The sequence below is a fragment of the Algoriphagus namhaensis genome (genome assembly GCF_042649705.1).
Classification (GTDB): domain Bacteria; phylum Bacteroidota; class Bacteroidia; order Cytophagales; family Cyclobacteriaceae; genus Algoriphagus; species Algoriphagus namhaensis.
Window position 1 is genome coordinate 1,979,599 of sequence record NZ_JBHRZS010000007.1, and the last position, 22,862, is coordinate 2,002,460.

The 22,862-nt window shown below is 41.2% G+C and carries 19 protein-coding genes; 13 read left to right on the forward strand and 6 right to left on the reverse strand.

The window, feature by feature from the left end:
• Positions 1-115: 115 nt before the first annotated feature.
• A complete protein-coding gene (locus tag ACFOSV_RS16890) occupies positions 116-1,468 on the reverse strand; it encodes an amidohydrolase family protein (protein ID WP_377907226.1) in 1,353 nt (450 codons plus the stop codon).
• A 324-nt stretch (positions 1,469-1,792) separates the two neighbouring features.
• On the opposite strand from ACFOSV_RS16890, the gene ACFOSV_RS16895 reads away from it, so the two are divergent.
• From ACFOSV_RS16895 to ACFOSV_RS16915, 5 genes are all read left to right on the forward strand, one after another.
• Complete coding sequence (locus ACFOSV_RS16895) at positions 1,793-3,046, forward strand: cation:proton antiporter (RefSeq protein ID WP_377907227.1); 1,254 nt, start codon at positions 1,793-1,795, stop codon at positions 3,044-3,046.
• A 226-nt stretch (positions 3,047-3,272) separates the two neighbouring features.
• A complete protein-coding gene (locus ACFOSV_RS16900; protein ID WP_377907228.1) occupies positions 3,273-3,887 on the forward strand; it encodes a hypothetical protein in 615 nt (204 codons plus the stop codon).
• 1 nt (position 3,888) lies between these two features.
• Positions 3,889-4,182, forward strand: coding sequence for a winged helix-turn-helix domain-containing protein (locus ACFOSV_RS16905; protein WP_377907230.1), 294 nt, complete (start codon positions 3,889-3,891; stop codon positions 4,180-4,182).
• A 47-nt stretch (positions 4,183-4,229) separates the two neighbouring features.
• Positions 4,230-4,949 (forward strand): DoxX family protein, encoded by a 720-nt coding sequence (locus ACFOSV_RS16910; RefSeq protein ID WP_377907231.1) that lies wholly within the window; start codon positions 4,230-4,232, stop codon positions 4,947-4,949.
• Positions 4,950-4,994: 45 nt separating this feature from the next.
• Positions 4,995-6,233: a hypothetical protein gene (locus ACFOSV_RS16915; RefSeq protein ID WP_377907232.1), complete on the forward strand. Its 1,239-nt coding sequence runs from the start codon at positions 4,995-4,997 to the stop codon at positions 6,231-6,233.
• A gap of 172 nt (positions 6,234-6,405) precedes the next feature.
• Here ACFOSV_RS16915 and ACFOSV_RS16920 read toward each other — a convergent pair whose 3' ends face one another.
• A complete protein-coding gene (locus tag ACFOSV_RS16920) occupies positions 6,406-6,819 on the reverse strand; it encodes a hypothetical protein (RefSeq protein WP_377907233.1) in 414 nt (137 codons plus the stop codon).
• Between the two features lie 214 nt (positions 6,820-7,033).
• Between ACFOSV_RS16920 and ACFOSV_RS16925 the strand changes: the two genes are divergently transcribed.
• The 3 genes from ACFOSV_RS16925 to ACFOSV_RS16935 all read left to right on the forward strand — a co-directional run bounded on the left by ACFOSV_RS16925 (position 7,034) and on the right by ACFOSV_RS16935 (position 9,848).
• Complete coding sequence (locus tag ACFOSV_RS16925; RefSeq protein ID WP_377907234.1) at positions 7,034-8,116, forward strand: sensor histidine kinase; 1,083 nt, start codon at positions 7,034-7,036, stop codon at positions 8,114-8,116.
• Entirely contained in the window at positions 8,113-8,808 is a 696-nt protein-coding gene (locus tag ACFOSV_RS16930) for a LytR/AlgR family response regulator transcription factor (protein ID WP_377907235.1), read from the forward strand. The genes ACFOSV_RS16925 and ACFOSV_RS16930 overlap by 4 nt, the downstream gene beginning before the upstream one ends.
• A 140-nt stretch (positions 8,809-8,948) precedes the next feature.
• Complete coding sequence (locus ACFOSV_RS16935; protein WP_377907236.1) at positions 8,949-9,848, forward strand: sugar phosphate isomerase/epimerase family protein; 900 nt, start codon at positions 8,949-8,951, stop codon at positions 9,846-9,848.
• A 47-nt stretch (positions 9,849-9,895) separates the two neighbouring features.
• Here the strand turns inward: ACFOSV_RS16935 and ACFOSV_RS16940 are convergent, their stop codons facing one another.
• Together ACFOSV_RS16940 and fahA are read right to left on the reverse strand one after the other, a co-directional pair.
• A complete protein-coding gene (locus ACFOSV_RS16940; RefSeq protein ID WP_377907237.1) occupies positions 9,896-10,561 on the reverse strand; it encodes an FAD-binding oxidoreductase in 666 nt (221 codons plus the stop codon).
• A gap of 180 nt (positions 10,562-10,741) precedes the next feature.
• Complete coding sequence (gene fahA, locus ACFOSV_RS16945; RefSeq protein ID WP_377907238.1) at positions 10,742-12,010, reverse strand: fumarylacetoacetase; 1,269 nt, start codon at positions 12,008-12,010, stop codon at positions 10,742-10,744.
• Between the two features lie 193 nt (positions 12,011-12,203).
• Between fahA and ACFOSV_RS16950 the strand changes: the two genes are divergently transcribed.
• From ACFOSV_RS16950 to ACFOSV_RS16960, 3 genes are all read left to right on the forward strand, one after another.
• Positions 12,204-14,084, forward strand: coding sequence for a CocE/NonD family hydrolase (locus tag ACFOSV_RS16950; RefSeq protein ID WP_377907240.1), 1,881 nt, complete (start codon positions 12,204-12,206; stop codon positions 14,082-14,084).
• Between the two features lie 141 nt (positions 14,085-14,225).
• Positions 14,226-14,855, forward strand: coding sequence for a hypothetical protein (locus ACFOSV_RS16955; RefSeq protein WP_377907241.1), 630 nt, complete (start codon positions 14,226-14,228; stop codon positions 14,853-14,855).
• 273 nt (positions 14,856-15,128) lie between these two features.
• The gene (locus ACFOSV_RS16960; RefSeq protein WP_377907242.1) at positions 15,129-17,762 is read left to right on the forward strand and encodes a valine--tRNA ligase; all 2,634 of its coding nucleotides are present in this window, start codon (positions 15,129-15,131) and stop codon (positions 17,760-17,762) included.
• A 46-nt stretch (positions 17,763-17,808) separates the two neighbouring features.
• On the opposite strand, the gene ACFOSV_RS16965 is transcribed toward ACFOSV_RS16960, so the two are convergent.
• Positions 17,809-18,615 (reverse strand): 3-keto-disaccharide hydrolase, encoded by an 807-nt coding sequence (locus tag ACFOSV_RS16965; protein ID WP_377907243.1) that lies wholly within the window; start codon positions 18,613-18,615, stop codon positions 17,809-17,811.
• 141 nt (positions 18,616-18,756) lie between these two features.
• Between ACFOSV_RS16965 and ACFOSV_RS16970 the strand changes: the two genes are divergently transcribed.
• Both ACFOSV_RS16970 and ACFOSV_RS16975 read left to right on the forward strand, forming a co-directional pair.
• Entirely contained in the window at positions 18,757-19,947 is a 1,191-nt protein-coding gene (locus ACFOSV_RS16970; RefSeq protein ID WP_377907244.1) for a helix-turn-helix domain-containing protein, read from the forward strand.
• Between the two features lie 190 nt (positions 19,948-20,137).
• A complete protein-coding gene (locus ACFOSV_RS16975) occupies positions 20,138-21,736 on the forward strand; it encodes an arylsulfatase (RefSeq protein ID WP_377907245.1) in 1,599 nt (532 codons plus the stop codon).
• A 68-nt stretch (positions 21,737-21,804) separates the two neighbouring features.
• Here the strand turns inward: ACFOSV_RS16975 and ACFOSV_RS16980 are convergent, their stop codons facing one another.
• On the reverse strand, positions 21,805-22,857 hold the full coding sequence (locus ACFOSV_RS16980) for a M42 family metallopeptidase (protein ID WP_377907246.1): 1,053 nt from the start codon (positions 22,855-22,857) through the stop codon (positions 21,805-21,807).
• Positions 22,858-22,862: the final 5 nt, after the last annotated feature.

The following is a 22,862-nucleotide window of genomic DNA, read 5'->3' on the forward strand; positions in this document are numbered from 1 at the left end:
CACTTTCTGTGGTATTATGATGCTTGATTCTATCCCATTTTATGTCAGCAAAACCTGATCTGTCCTAGATTTCGGGGCAGTTCTGAATACTTTCTGACTGGGATAGTATTTTAAGCTATTTTGAAGGCCCTAGCTTTCCTTCTGCCCCTTCCAATAATGTTTTGGAATCGAAGATTTTCCCTGCTTTGACTACGGTATGAACTGATCGAGTTCGATTGATATCTTCCAATGGATTTCCTTGGATAATCATCACATCGCCCCACTTTCCTGTCTCAATACTCCCCGCTCTATCCTCAATCCCAAATGCCTCCGCATTTTGTCGAGTGGCTAGGTATAGAACTTCCGCAGCAGGAATTCCAATCTCAACCATTGCAGCCATTTCTCTGTGAATAAAGAATCCACCGATCCCTCCACCTAAATAATTATCCAATAATAAGGGGCGATCGGTTCCCACAGTAATCAAACCACCAGCTTGATAATAGCGCAATAGCGTTCCCTGTTTTACGGGATAGATCAAGGCACAAAGTTCATTAAACGCGGATGGTTTTACATTCCCAATTACATTTTCAGTAAAGGGTGTGAAGTATTGATTTTCATTTGCCCAATCCTCAAAAATTGGAGAATCTATCATTCCAATCGCCCCATATGTTCCGAGAGTAGCATCGAAATACACTCCATTTTGGATATACAATTGAATAATTTCTTCCAATCTAGGGTCTGCTGGGTCTAGGTCTTTCAAACTAGTATAGGCGCTCATGGTAGGCACAAGTAAATCTCCTCCTAAAAAGTGTTCTACTCGATCTATACCTATTTTGATCGCATCCTGAGGATTCACTGAGTTTCTAAATCCAGAATCCAAATGTCCTGTGACGGTAAGCTTATGCTTATGAGCTTGATCAATTAGGATGGCGAGTTGTTCTTTTGTAACCCCTTTGGCTTTGAAACCGAGTGCGCCTCGCTTTGCCCAATAATCCACTCGATCTCGGATTTGCTGCTCCGTAAAATCAGCGTTCCAATCTGGTGCCGCAGTCCCAAAATACGGACCCGAATGAAGAATTCTTGGCCCAGGTCGTTCATTGGCATCGATAGCCTCTTGAAGGTCCCACATTTTCTCTGGCTCGATTTCTCCGGCTGGAAAAGTGCTGGTAATGCCATTGGCGAGAAAAATCTTGGGCATAGCTACCGTATCATCGAAGGCTAAGTTGTTATAACTAACCCGATAATGAGCATGTAAATCAATCAAACCGGGAAGGATATAATCTTCATCGCCTAGACTGAGAACTTCATGATTATTAGCTTCTGAAACTTTCACAAATAGACCATTTTCAATAAACACCCCGTGATTCTTTTGGAAGCTTTTGCTCTCCGTATCAAATACCCATCCGCCTGTGATATGTAAGTTTTGTGAGAAGGATTGAAAACTCACAAAAAGGAAAACAAGGGCAGTAAGAAAATGAGATTTTCTCATGTTATTAAAAAAGGGTTTGGTTGAAGTCAGTCCTGAAGATACTGATTTTCTTCGCCAGTTAATACCTTTGTAACTCTTGAATAATTGCACCGATAAAGCCTAATTCAAGCACTACTCAGTAAAAATAGGTACGCACAAAATATAAAAGGATGAGCTTCAAAAGCTCCGAAGAGAATTCTTAGAAGCTAAAACCATTCAACCAAGAATTTTAGAAATGTTGGGTCAAAAAATCTATTTAACCTGAGTCAATACATATCCTTTTTTATCGTACCCTTTGTTCAATTCATTGTATTTTCAACTTTTCTTAATTCTTTAGCGCTTACCATGAGCATTTTCAATATAATCACCATCCTGATCGTCCTGTCGGCGATCTTTGCTTTTATTAATACCAAGTATCTGAAGCTTCCATTTACCATTGGGCTGATGATTATCGCTATTGTATTCACTTTGGCAATAACCATCCTTGGGAGTTTCAATCCATTCATTCTCCAAGAGGCAGATCTTTTGATCAATTCGATTGACTTTGAAACGGTACTCTTAGACGTCATGCTGAGCTTTTTGCTTTTTGCAGGTGCGCTTCATACGAAACTAGATTCCTTGAAAAAGCAGCGGGGGCCGATTGCCCTTTTTGCTACTATGGGAGTGGTGGTATCCACTTTTCTGATCGGTACCATGATGTATTACCTATTTGGGCTTTTTGGTCATCCGATCAACTATATCTATTGCCTACTTTTTGGAGCGCTTATCTCCCCTACTGATCCTATCGCTGTTTTGGGTATTTTGAAAGATGCCAATGCTCCCAAAAAACTGGAGACCAAAATCGTCGGTGAATCCTTGTTTAATGATGGTGTGGGCGTAGTTGTATTTTTGGTGATTTTCCAGATTGCACGTCAAGGAATTGGCGCTGTGGATGCAGGGGATGTGGCAATTTTGTTTTTGGAAGAAGTTGTCGGAGGAATTGCACTGGGTCTGTTGGGTGGCTATTTGACTTTCAGGTTGATGAAAGTCATCGATCACTACGAAACCGAGGTAATGATAACGCTAGCCTTGGTCATGGGACTTTCTGTTTTGGCACATACGCTACACGTTTCTGGTCCACTCGCTGTCGTGGTGGCAGGGATTTTCATTGGAAATAAATCCCCTGAAATCGCTTGGTCGGGCACTACTCAAACCTATGTAGACAAGTTTTGGGAACTAATAGATGTCCTGCTCAATGCTATTCTTTTTGTACTAATCGGACTGGAGTTGTTGATCATCACTGTGAACAGCGAATATATTATGTTTGGCTTACTCGCGATACCGGTGGGCTTATTGGCTCGCTATCTGGCTCTGTCAGGTCCTGTAGCTTTGTTCCAAAAGAAGCTCGACTTTATACCAAAAACCACCACCATCATGACTTGGGGAGGAATCCGAGGAGGTATCTCGATTGCTTTGGCACTTTCGCTAGAAGCACAAATGGAACGAGAGCTGTTCCTTACGGTCACTTACATCGTGGTCGTATTTTCCATTATCGTTCAGGGATTGACTATAGGCAACTTGGTGAAGCGTGTGGTTTCAAAATCCAACCTTCAAGATTAAATCCAAATGCTCAGTGATACCGCCATCGTCGTTATAATCGGGATAATTGATCTTCATTTTTTGATTGGCTTTGGCTATCTGATTTATAAGATTTTTGGGAAGAAAGGCCCGAAATAATCCTTCACCCAGACTGAGTTCTGTTCCATAAACAGAATGTTAAATTTTCCGCTTGGCATATCGGATTACGAGAATTTATATTTACTTTGTAATTCAAAGTACTTTGAAAATGACAAACCCTCAACAAGAATTAGCTGAAATCAAATCCATGATGCAGCGGAGCTCCAAGTTTCTTTCACTCAGTGGCTCATCTGGGATATGGATAGGTCTTCTTGCATGCATCGCCACTGCTCTAGCCTATTACTGGATCTACTATCCCAATGCACCATGGGAAACTGTGACCATGGAACAGCTCCACCCTTCCATTGTATTGCACATGATTCTTCTGGCGTTCGCAGTGGCAATCATCTCTCTATTTTTTGCCTACAGGCTGACCAAAAAGAGAAGCAAAGTCTCATCGGAAAACCTGTGGTCACCATCCAGTCGCCGATTTCTATCCGCATTATTTTTTCCTATGGCTATCGGAGGCTTCATGTGTTTGGGCAGACTTTGGACGCAGGACTATGAATCATTAGCATCCCTTATGCTAATTTTCTATGGTTTAGGATTAGTCAATGCCTCTTATTTTACTCTTGGTGAAATTAAATATCTGGGGTTTGCTCAGATCATCTTAGGCTTGCTAGCTATGATCTTTCCCTCTTTTGGATTGATTCTTTGGGCGCTAGGCTTTGGCATTTGCCATATATTCTATGGAGGATTGATCCACTACAAATACGACAGATAAGGTGAAGGGAACTTACGATAAGGCCTTTGAAAATGTGATCCGGCTCCGTGTCATGTCCATTCTAATGGTGAATGAAAGTTTTGATTTCAATTCATTTAAGGAAGTGATGAAAGTGACTGATGGAAATCTATCTACACATCTGCGGAAGCTTGAAAAGGAAGGTTTTCTGGAAGTGGAGAAAACTTTCCTAGGGCGAAAGCCCCAGACCAACTATAAAGCCACAGTAAATGGAAAAAAAGCATTTCAGGCGCACCTGGATTTCCTGGAAAGTCTGATCAATGAAAATAAATCCTAAAAAATTTACTCCTTCCAAATGCCCTGAAAATATATACCCCACTTAACATGTTCGGCCCTACTAAAATCAACGCTTTATTCGTCCAAACCAGAGAAAACAAATGGCACTGGCTCTTTTATTGGTTTTGTAGGCTCTCCTTGGCCTTAGGTTTCTTCATTGCGGGTATGGTCAAAATCATGGATGAGCGATTTGCCAATGGACTCTCGGAAATCCATCCTATGGGCGCCTATCTGGTGGCACTTTTCCACACGGGTTATTATTACACCTTCATCGGTATAGCTCAGGTTTTGGCAGCGGCACTACTCCTGTTCAATCGAACGGCCTTACTTGGTGCTCTCCTTTATTTCCCCATTATCGTGAATATTTGGATTCTTTCCCTAGCTCTGCGATTTGATGGCTCTTACATTTCATCGACTTGGATGGTTTTTGCAAACATTTACCTCCTTGCTTATCATTTTGATAGATTACAGTTTCTGTGGATCAAGAAATCCGAAATACCCAAAACATCCCTTTTACTCACCAAACCAACAAGTTGGAAGTTTCCATTTCGTTTCGCCTTGATGAGTCTGACACTCATGTCTCTTCCGATGGTGATATTTCTGAAGGGCTATGAAGTTTTACCGAGAAATTCACTTGAAGCGTGCAAAGCTCAATTTCAAGGAAGCATAGAAGCTCCCGAGCAAAATTTCTGTTTATGCGTGCACCAGGAAGGATTACCGCTTAATTCCTGCCTAGAAAAATACGAGCAGCAAAAGTTCAACCCTTAGCCCTTCTTATAAAACCGCGACCCTTTTACCCAAATCCCAAGCATTATGAAAGAAGAAATCCTAAATCACATCCACCAGCCTGCAGAGCTCGAAAAGCTCTATCGAAGTCAAAAGGGGCAATTTAAAAGGGTTTTTGCAGAAATTTATCCAAGTATTCAAGATCAGCCGATTGCTCGCTTTTGGAACGAACGCTTGAATTTTGAGTCAGACGGAATTTCTTGGGGAAGTAAAACGGAATTCATTCTTGTTGTCAGCCTTGGCTTGATCGCCGGGCTTTATGCGAAGTTTCCAGCAATCTTTTCTATCGACGAAGAGTTTTTCTTTCCTAGAAATTTGAGCTTTCTGGTCTTCCCTTTCCTTGCCGTTTACTTCGCTTGGAAAAATCAAATTGCACCAAAAAAAATCATTCCGATTGCAGCGATCATTGGTATTTGTCTAGTCTACATCAATCTAATCCCTGATAATCAAAATGATATCACGCTTCTCATCTTCATTCATATGCCTCTTCTACTTTGGGGTGTGCTGGGCATGGCATTTTCAGGAGCCGAAATCAACAATTTAGACAGTCGTCTGGCTTATTTGCGATTCAATGGAGATGCCATAGTCATGGGTGCCGTGCTTTTTTTAGCAGGCGCAGTTCTCTCTGGACTTACCGTTGGGCTTTTTAATCTGATAGGGATCAATATCGAAGAATTCTATGCTAAGTATATTTTGGTGTTCGGAGCAGCTTCTATCCCACCTTTTGCGACATTTTTAACCCAAACCAATCCTCAGCTTGTCAATAAGGTATCGCCTGTAATCGCCAAAATCTTCAGTCCTTTGGTCCTTGTCATGCTCGTGACTTACTTGATCGCTATCGTGTACTCTGGGAAAGACCCTTACAATGACCGGGAGTTTCTTTTGCTCTTCAATATGCTTTTGATTGGCGTCTTGGCCTTAATTTTCTTTTCCATTGCTGAGAGCTCCGAAGAGCAAAAAATTTCAAGCTCTTGGGTTCTCACAGCGCTTTCTGCAGTCACCATTATTGTCAATGGGATCGCTTTATCTGCGATAGTATTTAGAATATCAGAGTGGGGAATTACACCAAATCGACTGGCAGTATTGGGAGTCAATGTCCTGATGCTTGTCCATTTGATAATGGTTTTTAGGTCTCTATGGATCGCTATAAACCAGAAGAAAAATATTTATATGGTGGGACGAACCATAGCAATCTATCTTCCAATCTACTTCCTTTGGACTGTTATTGTGGTTTTTGTCTTTCCATTTGTTTTTGGGTTTGACTAATACTTAAGTATAGCCACATTTTCGGTCCTTCAACTTTTTGTTTGTTGTGAGTACCATATAGGAAAATCCATAAAATAGCACAGCCTACTTATTAGGTAGGCTGTGCATGTAATTCATATTTCTCTTTGATACAAAACTGTCGTTAAAACTTTCAATGTTAGAATTGAATTTGTTATTCAGCTTCTGATAGCCAGGTTAAAATGAAAGTGGAAAGGCGACCCAGGATTAATACTATAAATCCAAAAAGCGGAGACAGAAGTGTAATTTTAACTCCTCCAGCGATTATTGCCGGCTCTGCACCGCCCGTAGCTTCCAAGGCATCAAACGCAGAAATCAACCCGAAAAGTGAATTGGCCACTGAAATCACCAGAGCCAGTAGAGCAATCTGATTCGTTAGTTTTAGAAATTTATTAAACTTTCCGATATCCTTCTTCAGATAAGAAAAAGCGCGAATACTGAAGAATACAGCCAGAATAAGACATATGAAAATCATTGTCATTCCCATAAAGCCTCCTTCTTCAAATCGAGCGAAAATATTCATGCCTAGGACTGAGGAGATCGTGTTCATAGTAAGGTCTGTGTACATTTTTTTGATTGTTTATTGATAGGTCAATTCTAGTAATTCTTTTTGCAGCCAAATATTTTTTGCGATAAGCGACCCGACTTAGGCCTAATATGACCGATTTATAATGGAATTCAGGAAATCCTAAACTTTACCTGCTGATCATCCCGCTAAACAGGTTACCCATCGCAAATCCTTTGCAAATACATTTATTTAAAAGACCTTAAGGTTGCGAAAGATGAATTACAAAGGTCTCATATCCGTATTGTTGAAAAAAATCCTCTTACAGGGAACGCTTGCTGTTGGGATTATTCTTTTTTTCACTTTTTATCTTGGTATCACCATTTCAGACTTATCCCCTTCATTCACCTTTAGTTTGTTTTTGGTCCCAATCACCCTGGCCCAGATCAATATTTTTAGTTTTTACCTCATTCCAAAATTCCTTTTTCAACAGCAGTATTTTTGGTTCACCGTCTATTCAGCCTACACCGCCATCATCTCTACTTTTTTTATTGTCCTTTCTTCCTTCTATGGATTCTTTTATGTGAATTCTCTTTTTGATTTAAGCAATCAATTTTTGCTACCCAAAAACCTTTATCTGATCATTATTGGCGTGTTTATTCTGGTCTTACTGGCAGCATTTTTTTCAGTTTCAAGAGAAAGTTACAAGACACAGCTGCGGAATAAGGAGCTGAATTATGAGCTTATAGGCCGTGAATTATTATTGAAGCAAGAGGAACTCTCCTATCTAAAAATGCAGATTCATCCTCACTTTCTTTTCAATACTCTCAATTCGATTTATGGTTTTGCTATTGCAAAGAAGGACCAGACTCCGGCATTGATCCTCAAACTCTCGAATCTTTTGGACTATATCCTTTTTCAAACTCCAAAAGCCAAAGTTGCTCTTCAGGATGAAATCAATCATCTCCAAGATTACATTGCTTTAGAAAAACTAAGACATGGAGATAAATTGAAAGTAAAGGTGTCATTTCCTCAAGAAGCTGATCATTTGATGGTTGCTCCAATGCTTTTTTTACCTTTTCTAGAGAACACCTTCAAGCATGGAAAATCTCAACGAAATGATGCTTTTATGGATTTGAAGATGATTACAAAGGGGAGTGACATCGACTTTATCCTCAGAAATTCCGTCGAATCCAAGCTGATAAAAAATGACTTTCTCTCTTCTGGGATCGGTCTACCTAATATCAAAAAAAGACTTAATCTGCTTTATCCTGAGGCCCATGAACTCACCATTAATCAATCGAGTAATGAATACATCGTTCAATTGAAAATCCAAACAGAAAAACTCAGGATCGTATGAATTGCCTAATCCTAGACGACGAACCCATAGCCCAAGATATTCTAAAAGAATACATCAGCAAGGTGGATTATCTTAATTTGGAGGGATGCTTCAGTAATTCAAGCGAGGCTTTTAATCATCTACAGAAAGTCCAACCTGACTTGATTTTTTTGGATATCAATATGCCTGGCATAGATGGAGTCTCCTTTGCAAAGATCATCCCTAAGGAAATCCAAGTGGTCTTCACGACCGCTTACAGGGAATATGCCCTCGAAGGCTTTGATCTACAGGCCAGCGACTATTTATTGAAACCAATTTCTTTCGATCGATTTTTAAAATCTGTATCTCGTGTCAAGGCCCTTCACGATAAAATGTCAGCCTCAATGCCGACTACTTCGCAAGATTTTGTATTTGTGAGAATAGAACGGAAAATGGAAAAAATCGCCCTTGCAGAAATCACCTATATCGAAAGCTTTGCTGATTATTTGAAAATCCATCAAAAAACACAGACCTCCGTGGTACGAGAGAGCCTCTCGAGTTTTGAGAAAAAACTTCCTCCGTCCCAATTCATCCGTATTCACCGCTCTTTTATTGCAAATTTGAATGCGATTACTTCCTACACCCATGAATATCTAGAAGTAGTTGGAAAAGCACTGACAATCAGTCGATCATATAAAGAAGAGGTCATAAAAAGACTTCGAGAATTCGAATAATTTTGATTCTATTTATTCACGAATCTTACGGTTAACAATTGAATAGAAAGGTTGCCAAGCCGTATTTGCCCTCCATATCATTTTGGAAGGAAATCTTGCACGATTTCTTTACCTTCACCCAGTCAAAAATATACCCTAAGATGAAGAAACAACTCAATCCCTATTTAATTCTATTGCTTTTTGTCCCTTTTTTAATCAGTTCTTGCAGCCAACCCGCTAGTAAAGAATCTGAAGAAGTGGAAATCGTGGAGCCTGAAAATTTCGGTGGCTTGGCCCTTTATACCGTGCGTGAGGCTATGAGCGCAGACGCAAAAGGCACATTGCAAAAAGTAGCCGATGCGGGCTATGCTTACGTAGAAGCGGCAGGATATTCCGAAGGTAAATTCTACGGAATGGAGCCTGCAGAATTCAAAAGCTATATGGAGTCCATCGGACTTACTGCACGTAGTTCCCACATGGGAATGGTAAATCTTGAAAATGCTGATCAACTCATCGCCGACACGAAAGCTGCTGGAATCGAATACTTTGTGATCCCAGTCCCGCCAATGGGGATGTTCACCTTTGGTCCGGATGGTATGGGCATGAAAGGTAGCCCAGAGGAGCTAGTTGAAATTCTAAATACCCTCGGTGAAAAATGTGCGGCTGCGGGCCTCAAGCTACTTTATCACAATCATGATTTTGAGTTCATGGAGAATGAAAATGGAGTTGTGGTGGCTGATTATATCCTAGAAAATACCGATCCAGCCCAAGTCAATTTCCAGATGGATCTCTTCTGGGTGACCAAAGCCGGAGCCAATCCCATGGAATACTTCGCTAAATACCCTGGACGATTCAAAGCTTGGCATGTGAAGGACATGAATCCTGAAGGCGAGTTTGCACCAGTGGGTACTGGAAGTATCAATTTTGCACAAATTTTAGCACAGAAAGAACAGGCCGGAATGGAGCTATACTTTGTGGAACAGGACAGAACCTTTGATCTTGATCCGCTTGAGGCCATCAAAATCAGCCATAAAGGAATCAAAGACTTTGGTTTCAATTAAGTCTAGGTCGTACTATTAAAAAAAGCGAGGCTTCAACCTCGCTTTTTTTATTGCTCAAAAGTAATTCCGTCTGGATTGGCTCCTAGTTTTTTCAAATGTCCACTGATGTCCTCCACCATTTTGTTTGGACCGCAGACATAAAATTCTTGATTAAAGTCCCCGATTTCAGATTTCAAAAAATCATAATCAATCAAGCCATGTTTGTGCTTTTCTGAATTTTCATCTGCAAGCACAGAAATAAAATTATCTCCCAGTAAATCCCTGAAATAAGACTCCATGATCACGTCCTTGCTTGTTTTATTGGCAAAGTAAAGTTGGTGACCAGATACATTATTCTCCTTTTCTAATTTCCTAAAAATTGAGATGAAAGGTGTGATTCCTGCTCCTCCCGCTATAAATACACCCTTTCCGTGATACTCTATGGCTCCCCAAGCATCATCGATAATCACTTCATCACCTTCTTTCAATGCTGCGATTTGCTTGGTAACCCCGTCATGACTTGGATAAGATTTGATCGTAAACTCCAAAAAGGGATCTTCTGGTAAAGAAGTGAAAGTAAAGGGACGTTTTTCATCTTTCCAGCCTTGTTTGTTTAGTGCTAATTCGGTCGCCTGCCCAGGAGAAAAAGTGTATCCATCTGGTTTCTCAGTGCGGAATTGGTAGACATCGTGAGTGATTTGGTTTAGTTGTAAAAGCTTTAGCGTATGCGACATTTATAACGTTGTTTTTATTTTTATAACTAATAAAGCATACGTTTTGTTTATCAAAAAGGCTACAAATTTGAATTTAGAGGTGCTTTATGGATTAGATTCTATCGAGTAGCATTTGCTTTAACTAATCATTAGACAAAAAAAAGACCTCGAATTCGAGGTCTTTAAAATTGTAGGATCTGCTTATTTTGCTGGGAGCACTTTGGCTTCTACTTCTCCAAAGCCCACCCGAATTCCGTCTTTTTCGCCGTAGCCTTTCATTATCACCGTATCGCCATCCTCAATAAACTTTCGTTCTTCTCCTGTTTCCAATTTGATCGGCTTGCTTCCTTTCCAGGCCAGCTCCAACATTGAACCGTAAGAATCCTCTGTGGCTCCTGAAATGGTACCTGATGCCATCATATCACCCACATTGATATTGCAGCCATTTACAGTATGATGTGCCAGCTGTTGGGCCACACTCCAATACATATACTTAAAATTCGAAGTACATACTTTGCTTGGCTTTTTACCATCGGGAGCGATAAATACTTCCAGATTGATATCGAAATTACTTGGCTGATCGAGTTTGAGGTAATCTAAAACCTCTGGCTGCTGCTCAGGACCCGATACCCGGAAAGGCTCCAAAGCCTCCAAGGTCACTACCCACGGAGAAATGGAAGATGCAAAGCTTTTGCCCAAAAAGGGGCCCAAAGGCACATATTCCCAAGCCTGAATATCTCTTGCTGACCAATCATTGAAGAGTACAAAACCAAAAATATAATCGTCTGCTTCCTGGGTTGAAACGGAGTCTCCCATTTTGGTTTCCTTGCCGGTAATGAAAGCCATTTCCAATTCGAAGTCCAATCTTCTACTCGGTCCAAAAGCAGGCATTTCCATATCTGCATCTTTAAATTGTCCTTTCGGTCTATGAATCGGCACCCCTGACGGTATTATAGATGAGGCTCGTCCATGATAGCCCACAGGAATATGCCTCCAGTTGGGCAAAAGTGCATTTTCAGGATCGCGGAACATTTTTCCCACATTTGTCGCATGCTCTATGCTGCTATAGAAATCGGTGTAATCACCCACCTTCACAGGCATTAGCATTTCGGCTTCTTTCCGATTCACCATGACTTTACCTCGGATCGAATGATCTCGAAGTTCTCCATTTTCGGCCAAAAGAAGCTCCTGAACCTTTTCTCTGACTTTTCTGGTCTTTGCTTTGCCGAGTGAGATAAACTCATTTAGAGAATCGCTGAGGAAAATTCCTTCTGGTAGAAACATCTCCGCAAAGAAACCTTCTTGATCCAAAACGCTCAAATCCACAATTTTTACCCCAATAGCCACCCCGATTCTGGGGCTGAGCCGTTTATTTTTAAAAATCCCGAAAGGCAAATTATAGATAGTGAAATCTGAATTTTTCGGTACCTCCACCCAAGTGGATAACGGTTGACTCGTGCTGTCGCTCATTAAAATTTAATCTTTGAATGGGCAAATTTAGAACTTCAAAATGAAATCAAAAGGAATAACTCATTAGATAAATGTTTGATTTCAGTCAATCGCTACCAATTACCCTTTGAAATGCTCCATTATCCGATTGTACACGATTGTGCTTGTGTTTTTGAAGGATTGATTATCTTCAAGAGAAACTTTTAACTAGTCTATGAAATCCCAAATCAAATTAATTTTAATTCTTACGCTGTTCTTTCTGAGTGCACTCAGTTATGCGCAGGAAAAATCCTTGATCGACCAACTCGAAGAAGTAGCAATCGTCGATCAGAAAGTAATGATGCCCATGCGAGATGGTATTCGCCTTGCAACAGACATTTATCGTCCCAAAGGCGAAGGAAAATACCCCATTGTTTTCTCCAGAACTCCATACAACTTTAATACTTGGGGAAATGGCGAAATGAACACCAGAACCTTGCAAACTGCCCTCTCTTGGGTAGAAAAGGGCTATGCTTATGTCGTACAAAATGAACGAGGTCGCTATTTCTCCGAAGGGGAATGGGACATTCTAGGCACCCCTCTTACAGATGGCTATGATGCCCTCGACTGGATGGCGAAGCAGCCCTGGTCTAATGGCAAGGTAGGTACAATCGGTTGTTCTTCTACAGCTGAATGGCAAATGGCTGTAGCTTCTCTAGATCATCCTGCTCTAGCAGCAATGGTACCGCAAGGTTTTGGAGCTGGAGTAGGTAAAATCGGCGATTTTTGGGAGCAAGGCAACTGGTATCGCGGTGGTGCGGGACAGATGCTTTTCACCAACTGGCTCTACAGTGTACAGCATGACCCCATGCGTCCAAGATTACCACAAGGAATTCAGCAAGAGGACTTGCTGAGATTACAGAGATTCTATGATATGTCGCCAGAATATCCTCGAATCGACTCCAAGGATGCATTGAATCATCTTCCCATCCAAGACATCATTCGAAATGTAAATGGTCCAAAAGGAATCTATGAAGAAATGATCACCAGGAAGCCGAATGATCCAAGATGGTTTCAAGGTGGATTATACCATGACAATATGCCTTTTGACAAGCCTAGCTTTTGGTTTGTGTCTTGGTTTGATGTATCCGCAGGGCCAAACATCGCGCTGTACAATCATGTCAGAGAAAATGCTGTCTCTCAAATGGCTAGAGACAATCAATACTTGGTGATTGCTCCGGTACTTCACTGCTCCTATACTCGAGCGACAGAAAATACCATGATTGGAGATTTGAGTGTGGGAGATGCTCGATTAAATTATGATGAAATGATCACGGCTTGGTTTGATAAGTGGCTCAAGGGCGATCAAGGCGAGGTAGTTCAAGCCATGCCAAAGGTTCAATACTATACCATGGGCTCCAATAAGTGGCAAAGTTCGGACGTTTGGCCTCCGGCCGAAGCGGAAATGACCACCATGTATCTTCACTCTGAAGGCAATGCCAATACCCGAATGGGAGATGGCAAACTTTCCCAAGAAAAACCCAAAAAAGATAATCCTGACACCTTCAAGTATGATCCCATGAACCCTGTGGAGTCCTATGGAGGGAATGTCTGCTGTACCGGAAATGCCGTTATGGGAGGATCTTATGACCAAAGCGAGATGGAAATGCGGGATGATATTTTGGTATATACCTCGGACGTCTTGGAGGAGGGCGTGGAAGTCTCTGGTTTTATTGAATCATATCTCTACCTTTCTTCCGATGTAAAGGACACCGATATCACCATCAAGCTAATCGATGTCTACCCAGATGGTAAGGCCTATAATCTGGATGAAACTATCCAAAGAGTGCGATACAGAGAGGGCTACGAAAAGGAAGTCTGGATGGAAAGTGGAAAAGTATATGAAGTGAAAATGACTCCTATGAGCACTTCCAATTACTTTGATAAAGGCCACCGGATTAGGATCGAAGTCAGTAGCTCAAACTTCCCCCGATTTGACAGAAACTTGAATACAGGAGGCAATATCTATGATGAAAGTGAGGGCGTAGTAGCCACCAATTCCATCCATCATGGCAGCAAAAATCTTAGCCGCATTGTACTCCCTATTGTGAAGTAGATGTCTAATCGAGTCCAACAAATTAAAAAAGGGAAGAATTGAATTCTTCCCTTTTTTGTGTTCAAAAATTTGACACAAAAATTTACGATTAACCAAGGATAATTCTCAGAATGACTACATTACTACACACCCGCAACTTGTATGGAAAGGGATTATAAAAATTTAGGCTTTGTTTTAATCCTCTTTATACCTGTTACGCTATTTGCATTCTACAAAACTTATTTTGGGCAATTTCCCGACTTTGATGAAAGCATAGATTTCTACATTCACCTACATACTCTTTTCGCATCAGTTTGGCTTGGAATGTTGATTGTACAACCCTTATTGATTCGCTACAGGAGGCCTGGATTACACAGAAAAATTGGCAAGGCTTCCTATATCGTTTTTCCGTTAGTGATTATTTCATTGATTCCCCAAATCATAAAAATTTATAATCAAGGAGATGATCTATTGCTCACATTCTCGAACATAACATTACTAGTTCTTTTTTACGTGTTGGCAATAGTGAATAAAAAGAATGTGGCCAAACACATGCGTTATATGATTGCGGTTTCATTGGTTTTTGTACAACCAACGGTAGCAAGGATTATGATATTTTGGTTCCAAAGTTCCTTTATCCCGACGATACACATCACATTTATTATCGTCAACTTAATTTTGTTGGGTCTGCTACTTTGGGACAGAGTCAACAACCGCACTTATCAGCCTTACTTAATTGCATTAGGATCCTTTGTCTCCTATCATTTTGTCTTTTTCATTTATTACTTGTAAAGAAATCGAATTGAATTTGGGTAATGCTTCTAACAAAAGCATGTGATGAATAAGGATAATTGAATTAGGATATTTTTTAACAGATAAGCTTATTCAAAGATCAGGAGCGAAATTATTGCTTCCTTTTCTTCAATCGAGGGAATGCAGGAAGCTCTCCTGATCCTTTCTGTATTTTGTTAATAATTCATTCGATTATCTGTAATTGATCTTCCAATTATACCTCCGAAATTGGCATTTTCCCCTATTTTTGCCCTTCAATAAAATTACCCACGAATGTCTATTGCCAGCAAATACGAACCGAATGCCACCGAGACCAAATGGTATGACTACTGGATGGAGCATAAGCTTTTTTCCTCAAAAGTAGATCACAGCAAGGAACCTTACACTATCGTAATTCCTCCACCAAATGTCACCGGAGTCCTTCATATGGGACATATGCTGAACAATACCATTCAGGATGTCCTGATCCGTCGGGCCAGAATGCAAGGAAAAAATGCTTGCTGGGTACCAGGAACTGACCATGCTTCCATCGCCACAGAGACTAAGGTCGTAAACATGCTGAAGGAGCAGGGAATCGATAAGAAATCTCTGAGCCGTGAAGAATTCCTCGCTCATGCTTGGGAGTGGAAGGAGAAATATGGCGGAATCATCCTAGAGCAACTCAAAAAGCTCGGGGCTTCTTGCGACTGGGATCGTACTGCATTTACCATGGATCCTGGTTTGAGCAAAGCGGTAATTGATGTTTTTGTAGACCTCCACCAAAAGGGTAAAATCTACCGTGGCATCCGCATGGTGAACTGGGATCCACAGGGAAAAACAGCGCTCTCTGATGATGAGGTAATCACCAAAGAAATAGCTTCCAAGCTGTATTATATCAACTATCAGATTGAAGGAAGTGAAAATGAATTCTTGACCATCGCTACAACTCGCCCTGAAACCATCATGGCGGACTCAGCGATCTGTATTAACCCAAATGATCCAAGATTCACTCACCTGAAAGGAAAGCGTGCGATTATTCCTTTGATCAATCGAAGTGTGCAAATCATCGAAGATGAGTATGTGGACATGGAATTCGGTACGGGCTGTCTGAAAGTAACCCCTGCTCACGACATCAATGACTACGAGCTAGGTATCAAGCATAAACTTGAGGTGATCGACATCCTAAATGATGATGGCACTTTAAATGAAAAAGCGCAGATCCTTGTTGGAGAAGATCGATTTGTGGCTAGAAAGATGATCGCAAAACGACTCAAGGAGTCTGGGAATCTTCAGAAAATCGAAGATTATACCTCCAATGTGGGGCATTCCGAACGTACCGATGCGGTGATCGAGCCTAAGCTTTCGCTCCAGTGGTTCCTGAAAATGGACGAAATCACTAAGCCCGCTTTTACCTCGGTGATGGAAGATGTGATCCAGCTCCATCCTGCCAAGTTTAAAAACATGTATCGGGCATGGATGGAGAATGTTCGCGATTGGTGTATCTCCAGACAGCTTTGGTGGGGCCATCAAATTCCAGCTTATTATCTCCCGAATGGGGAATATGTGGTAGCCAAGTCTAAGGAAGAAGCTTTGGCACAAGCCAATGAAAAATTCGGAACCAGCTACACTGAATCAGACCTAATCCAGGACGAGGATGTTTTGGATACCTGGTTTAGCTCTTGGTTGTGGCCGATCTCGGTTTTTGATACGGAAGTATTTTCTACTGGCAAGCCAAATGAAGAATTGAAGTATTACTATCCCACCAATGACTTGGTGACCGCACCGGAAATTCTCTTTTTCTGGGTGGCTCGAATGATCATTGCAGGCTATGAATACACGGGGGAAAAGCCTTTCAAGAATGTTTACCTTACAGGAATCGTTCGGGATAAATTGGGTAGAAAAATGTCCAAATCTCTGGGCAATTCTCCTGATCCACTGGAACTGATCGCACAATACGGCGCGGACGGGGTACGTACGGGTATGCTTTTCTCCTCCCCTGCGGGAAATGATTTACCATACGATGACAAGCTCGTGGAGCAAGGAAGAAACTTTGCCAATAAAATCTGGAATGCCTTCCGTCTGGTACAAGGTTGGGAAATCGATCCTAAACTTGATGGCGCTCATAATGAATCCAGTATCGCTTGGTTTGAAAGTCGCTTCAATCAGGCATTAGTTGAAATCAATGGACATTTCGAGAAATTCCGAATTTCCGATGCGCTGATGACCACCTATAAATTAGTCTGGGGAGACTTCTGTTCTTGGTACTTGGAGATGATCAAACCGGAATATCAGCATCCGATCGATCAGGCAACCTACGATCGCACCATATGCTTATTCGAGGATATTCTTCGCATCCTTCATCCGTTTATGCCATTTATTTCAGAAGAAATTTGGCATTTGATCAAAGAAAGGTCAGTGGAAGAGTCTCTCATTTTGGCTTCATGGCCAGAGGAAAAAACTTTTGATGATCAAATTATTGCAGAGGCAGCACAGGTCTTTGAGGTCGTTTCTCAAGTGAGAAATCTTAGAGCCTCAAAGGGTATGTCACCAAAGGAGGCACTCGAACTAACCATCAATGCAAAGAACGAAGCACTTTATTCACGCTTTGAATCCGTCTTGGTAAAGTTAGCCAACCTTTCTTCCCTCAACTTTGGAGACAAAGTGGACAATGCCATGAGTTTTGTAGTGAAAGCAGACGAATGTTTTATCCCAATGGGTGACTCGGTGAATGTGGAAGAGGAACGAGAAAACCTTACCAAGGAATTGGAGTACACCAAAGGATTTTTGAATTCAGTAATGAAAAAGCTTAGTAATGAGCGCTTTGTCTCTGGAGCTCCGGAAAAAGTCATCGAAATGGAGCGCAAAAAGCAAGCGGATGCCGAGGCCAAAATCAAGACTTTGGAGGAAAGTCTAGCAAAGTTGGGTTAAATCTGAAACTAAAATACTAAAACCGAAGTCAATACTTCGGTTTTTTTTAAAGTTCACGGATCCAGATTTCTCGAAATAATACCCCTTGACCTTCGCTCTGAAGTCCGATGTAGCCACCAGTGAGTGGCTTCCCATCAATTTTGATTCCCGGATCAAAGCGATTCGCAACTCCTCCCCCGATTTGTGGTTGAGTATAGGTCAACACTGTCTCGCCATTTACCAAATGGTGAACGATAGAGTCTCCATAGACGATCAGCTCTGCTTTCACCCATTCATCCCATTTGAAGGTGGCTGAGCTGGAATTAATGCAATGCCGCTCGTCAATTTTCCCTTCGAAAACCACATCTGTTCCCGGCGAGCACATATTTCCTGTTGGTCTAGGCTTTCCTTCCTCCTCTTCTGCCAGCATCTGATACTCTACAGATATCGGCCAATCCTGCTCAACTAAAATACTCTCTGGCGATTGAGAATGAAACATCACTCCGCTATTGCGATATGTATAAGTTTGGGCATCTGTAAGCCATTCCTCAGTAAAACGATACTCCCATTTCAAATGAAATGAACCAAAAGGTTTTTCATAAAACAGATGCCCATACCGATCATTGAAGCCGTCGTATTCGGAATAATCAACTACTAATATCCCATCGACAACCCGAAAGGTATTTGCATAATTGTCTCCAGTTTCATGATGATGGATTTTTGGAATCCAGCCCGTCAAATCCTTTCCATTGAATAGACTTTGCCAAACCATATCATGCGAAGTGGTACTTTTGGATGAATTACCACCACATGAGGTGGCAAAAAGTAGGATTAGTAAGCAAAGGATGCCGGGGTGGTTTCTATATACTATCATACCTGATTACATTGAGTCATGGAATTCATGCAATCTAATTTAAATTTTATAGTCTATCATACGCTCAATAAGTCCGCGAGGCAGCTGAACTTATGATTGAATTTTACTTTCTTTGATATACCCAAGAGTACTAACCCATCAATGACCCTGGACCTAAGTCTATACAATTTTCTCTACCTCTGTGCTACATTACTCAGCCTGATCTTAGGTGTGGTGATGATTTCCTTCGGGGTGAAAGAGAATAAATGGAACATCTTGATGGGGCTGGCATACCTCTTCCTCGCTCATGGGATCTTTTTGGTTCTTTTGATTGATTCGGGATTAATGCCCAACTTCCCTTCCATTTACAGAACCGGAAACCTAGCAGGCTTGGTCTATGTCCCTTTGACCTATCTCTATTTTCGAGGAATGCTTTTCAACAAGAAGCTAAAGGCTTGGGATTTGGTCTTTTTCTTACCAGCTCTGATCTTTTTTGCAGATTTTCTTCCAATTTATTTATTGGATTCTGACGAAAAACTAGCACTTATTTTAGCAGAAATTAAGGACCCCAACTTGTTTGTAGAATACAATCAAAGCCGCTTTTTTCCGAGTAATTTTTATACAGGATTTAGAAGTGTTTTTAGCACTATTTTATGGTCAATGTCAGTATACCTTGTACTGCGATTTAAAAGAAATTCATCCTTGGTTGATTCCCAAGGTCAAATGATCAAGTGGGTGCTAGGATATCTATTTTTCCAAATTTTGCTCTTCGCACCATTTTATTTTACTTATTTTATTGATAATCAAAGAATTATTTTTCGTGTTACGCACTTTGCTGCAGCACTACTTTGTTTGTTTTCTTCGGTGTATTTACTCTTTTTCCCAAGAATATTATATGGATTATCTCTGAATGAGGATAGGTCAAGAAAGTCAGACCAACTCCAGAGCTCTAAGCAAGACCAAAGCAAAAAAATCCAAAAGAATAAGGACCAACTTGAGCCAGAAAAAGTTTTTGAAATAGAACAAATGCTCCAGCGGCTAATGCTTGAGAAAAAGGTCTATTTGACCAAGGGGTATACCTCACACGATTTGGCCAAGGACGCAGAAATCCCTTACTACGTACTGACTAACTATCTCAATCATGCCGTAGGCTCCTCCTTTCCTGATTACATCAACAGGCTCAGAATTCAACATTGTGTAGCACTGATCGAATCAGGTGAGGTAGACCATCTCACGCTAGAGGGAATTGGTGAAACATGCGGTTTCAACAACAGAAATTCCTTCGGAGTAGCCTTCAAAAAGACAATGGGACAATCTCCCTCCGAGTTTGTGAAAAGCCGAAAAGTGGACTAATTGGGCAATAAAAAGCGATTTATTGGAAAGATCAAAAGAATTTGAGCAGACGACATCTCGATTTTTGGACATTTCTGCGTTGCAAAAGCCGAATTATTAATATCTTAGATAGAATTTTGGTGTATCAAATCATATTGATAAAAAGTTCATAACGCATTCACCTTATTTGTTTTACTTAATTAATTTTTAAATGAAAAAAAATTCAACTATGACACTCTCAAAACTAGTCTTGTTGGTCACACTATCCTTTTTGATGGGATTTGGATCCAACGATGTTTTGGGTCAGGAAAAGAAACCCAACATCCTCGTGATTTGGGGAGATGACATTGGTACCTGGAATATTAGCCATAATAACCGGGGAATGATGGGGTACAAAACTCCAAACATTGACCGAATCGCAAAAGAAGGATTGGGATTTACTGATTATTATGCTCAGCAGTCGTGTACAGCAGGTCGTGCTGCCTTCTTAGGAGGAAACGTTCCAGTTCGTACTGGTATGACAAAAGTAGGAATGCCAGGTGCCAAAGAAGGTTGGCAAGAAAGTGACATCACCATCGCAACTGTGATGAAAAATCTAGGGTATTCTACTGGTCAGTTCGGGAAAAACCACCAAGGTGACCGTGATGAGCATCTACCGACTAATCACGGATGGGATGAGTTTTTTGGAAACCTTTATCACTTGAATGCTGAAGAAGAGCCAGAGAATGAAGATTACCCTTCTGATCTGGTACTTGCTGATGGCAGAACTTTTAAAGAGGCATATGGCCCTAGAGGGGTGATTCACTCTTGGGCAGATGGTAAAGGTGGCCAGCGTATAGAAGACACTGGTGCTTTGACCAAAAAGCGTATGGAAACTATCGACGATGAAACTGTGGCAGCTGCAAAGAAATTTATTCGTGAGCAGGTAGAAGCTGGAAAACCATTCTTCACCTGGTGGAATGGAACCAGAATGCACTTCAGAACCCATGTGAAAGAAGAGCATAGAGGAATCTCTGGTCAGGATGAATACAGCGACGGTATGGTAGAACACGACATGCACGTTGGTGAATTATTGGATCTATTGGACGAATTAGGAATTGCTGATAATACAGTTGTAATGTATTCTACTGATAACGGCCCTCACTACAATACCTGGCCTGATGCAGGAACTACACCTTTTCATGGGGAGAAAAACAGTAGCTGGGAAGGTGCATACAGAGTACCTGCTTTCGTAAAATGGCCTGGTAAATTCCCTGCTGGAGAAACCCTCAATGGAATAGTATCTCATGAGGATTGGTTACCAACTTTCGCTGCTATTGGTGGTGATCCAAACGTAGCCGATAAAATCATGAAGGGTGTAACAATGGGTGGACGTACCTATAAAAATTACATCGATGGAGTAAATCAACTAGATTACTTTATGGGTAAAACCGAAGAGTCCCCTAAGAAAGGTTTCATCTATGTGAATGATGCAGGAGAGATTGCAGCCTTGAGATATACAGATTGGAAAGCTATGTTCCTAGAGAATAGAGCCGATCAGCTTCAGATTTGGCTTGAGCCATTCGTAGAACTAAGAGCACCTTATCTTACGAATCTTAGAAGAGATCCTTTTGAAAAGGCTCTAAAGGGTTCAAACACATACTATGACTGGTATATCGACCGTGCCTATATTTTGATCGCTATGCAAGGATATGCTTTTAGATTCCTGAGCACATTCCAAGATTATCCACCTAGCCAAACAGCTGGAGACTGGAGTTTGAGCAAGGTTCAGAAACAGATAGAAAATATGACAACAGGTCAGAATCAATAAGAATTTTAAGCATCAAAAAAGCCGAACGAGAATATCGTTCGGCTTTTTTATTTTATTTCTCTTTTTCATTAATGGCTCCAATCATACCCATCCACATGCTCCAGGCAGGCTTTAAGTAGAGCTATTGAACCAGCAATATCGTCTTTATGAGCCATTTCAATCACCTGATGTAAATGTCTCGTTGGAATAGAGATAGCCCCGGCAATAGCACCTTGCTTGCCCATTCGCTGTACTCCAGCTGTATCAGTTCCTCCAGCCGTAAGGATTTCAGGTTGCCAAATAATTTTCTTTTTATCAGCAGTTTGTTTCATGAAGTCAACCATTCTATAATCACAGATAGTCATTGCATCCATGATTTTAATGGCTGTACCTTTTCCTAGTTCGGTTACTTTTTCGTGAGCCTGTGCTCCTGGCACATCAAAAGCAATAGTCGTATCCAAGGCGATTCCAAAGTCAGGATTTATAGAATGCGCAGCCACATTAGCTCCTCGAATACCCACCTCTTCTTGCACGGTAAAAGTAGCATAGACATCGTAAGCAGGATTTTCCAATTGCTTGAGCGTCTCGATCAAAATGAAGACAGCAACTCGATTATCAATTGACTTGCAATTGACGCAATCCCCCATTTCGATGAGTTCTCGCTCCCGAGTCACCGGATCCCCTACTTTCACATATTTTTGTACTTCCTCTTTGGACATTCCCAAATCGATAAAAAAATCTGTCGTTTTTGGTAGCTTGGTTCTTTCCTCCTGACTCATTACGTGAATAGGCTTAGAACCCATTACTCCAACAAGGTCCTTTTTGCCATGAACGATCACACGCTGTGCCGTAAGAGTTTTAGGATCAAAACCTCCAAGGGTATGAAATCTCAAAAATCCATTGTCATCGATATGAGTAACAATAAAGCCAATTTCATCGAGATGGGCGGCAACCATCACACGCTTGCCGTCTGGATTTCGCTTTCCTCTTTTTATAGCAATGACATTGCCTAGATTATCGACCCTTAATTCATCCACCAGCGGAGTGACTTCCCTAACCACTAAGTCTCGAACTCGCCTTTCAAATCCTGGAGCCCCCGCGATTTCACATACTTCTTTGAGCAATGGAACATTGATAGCCATAGCAA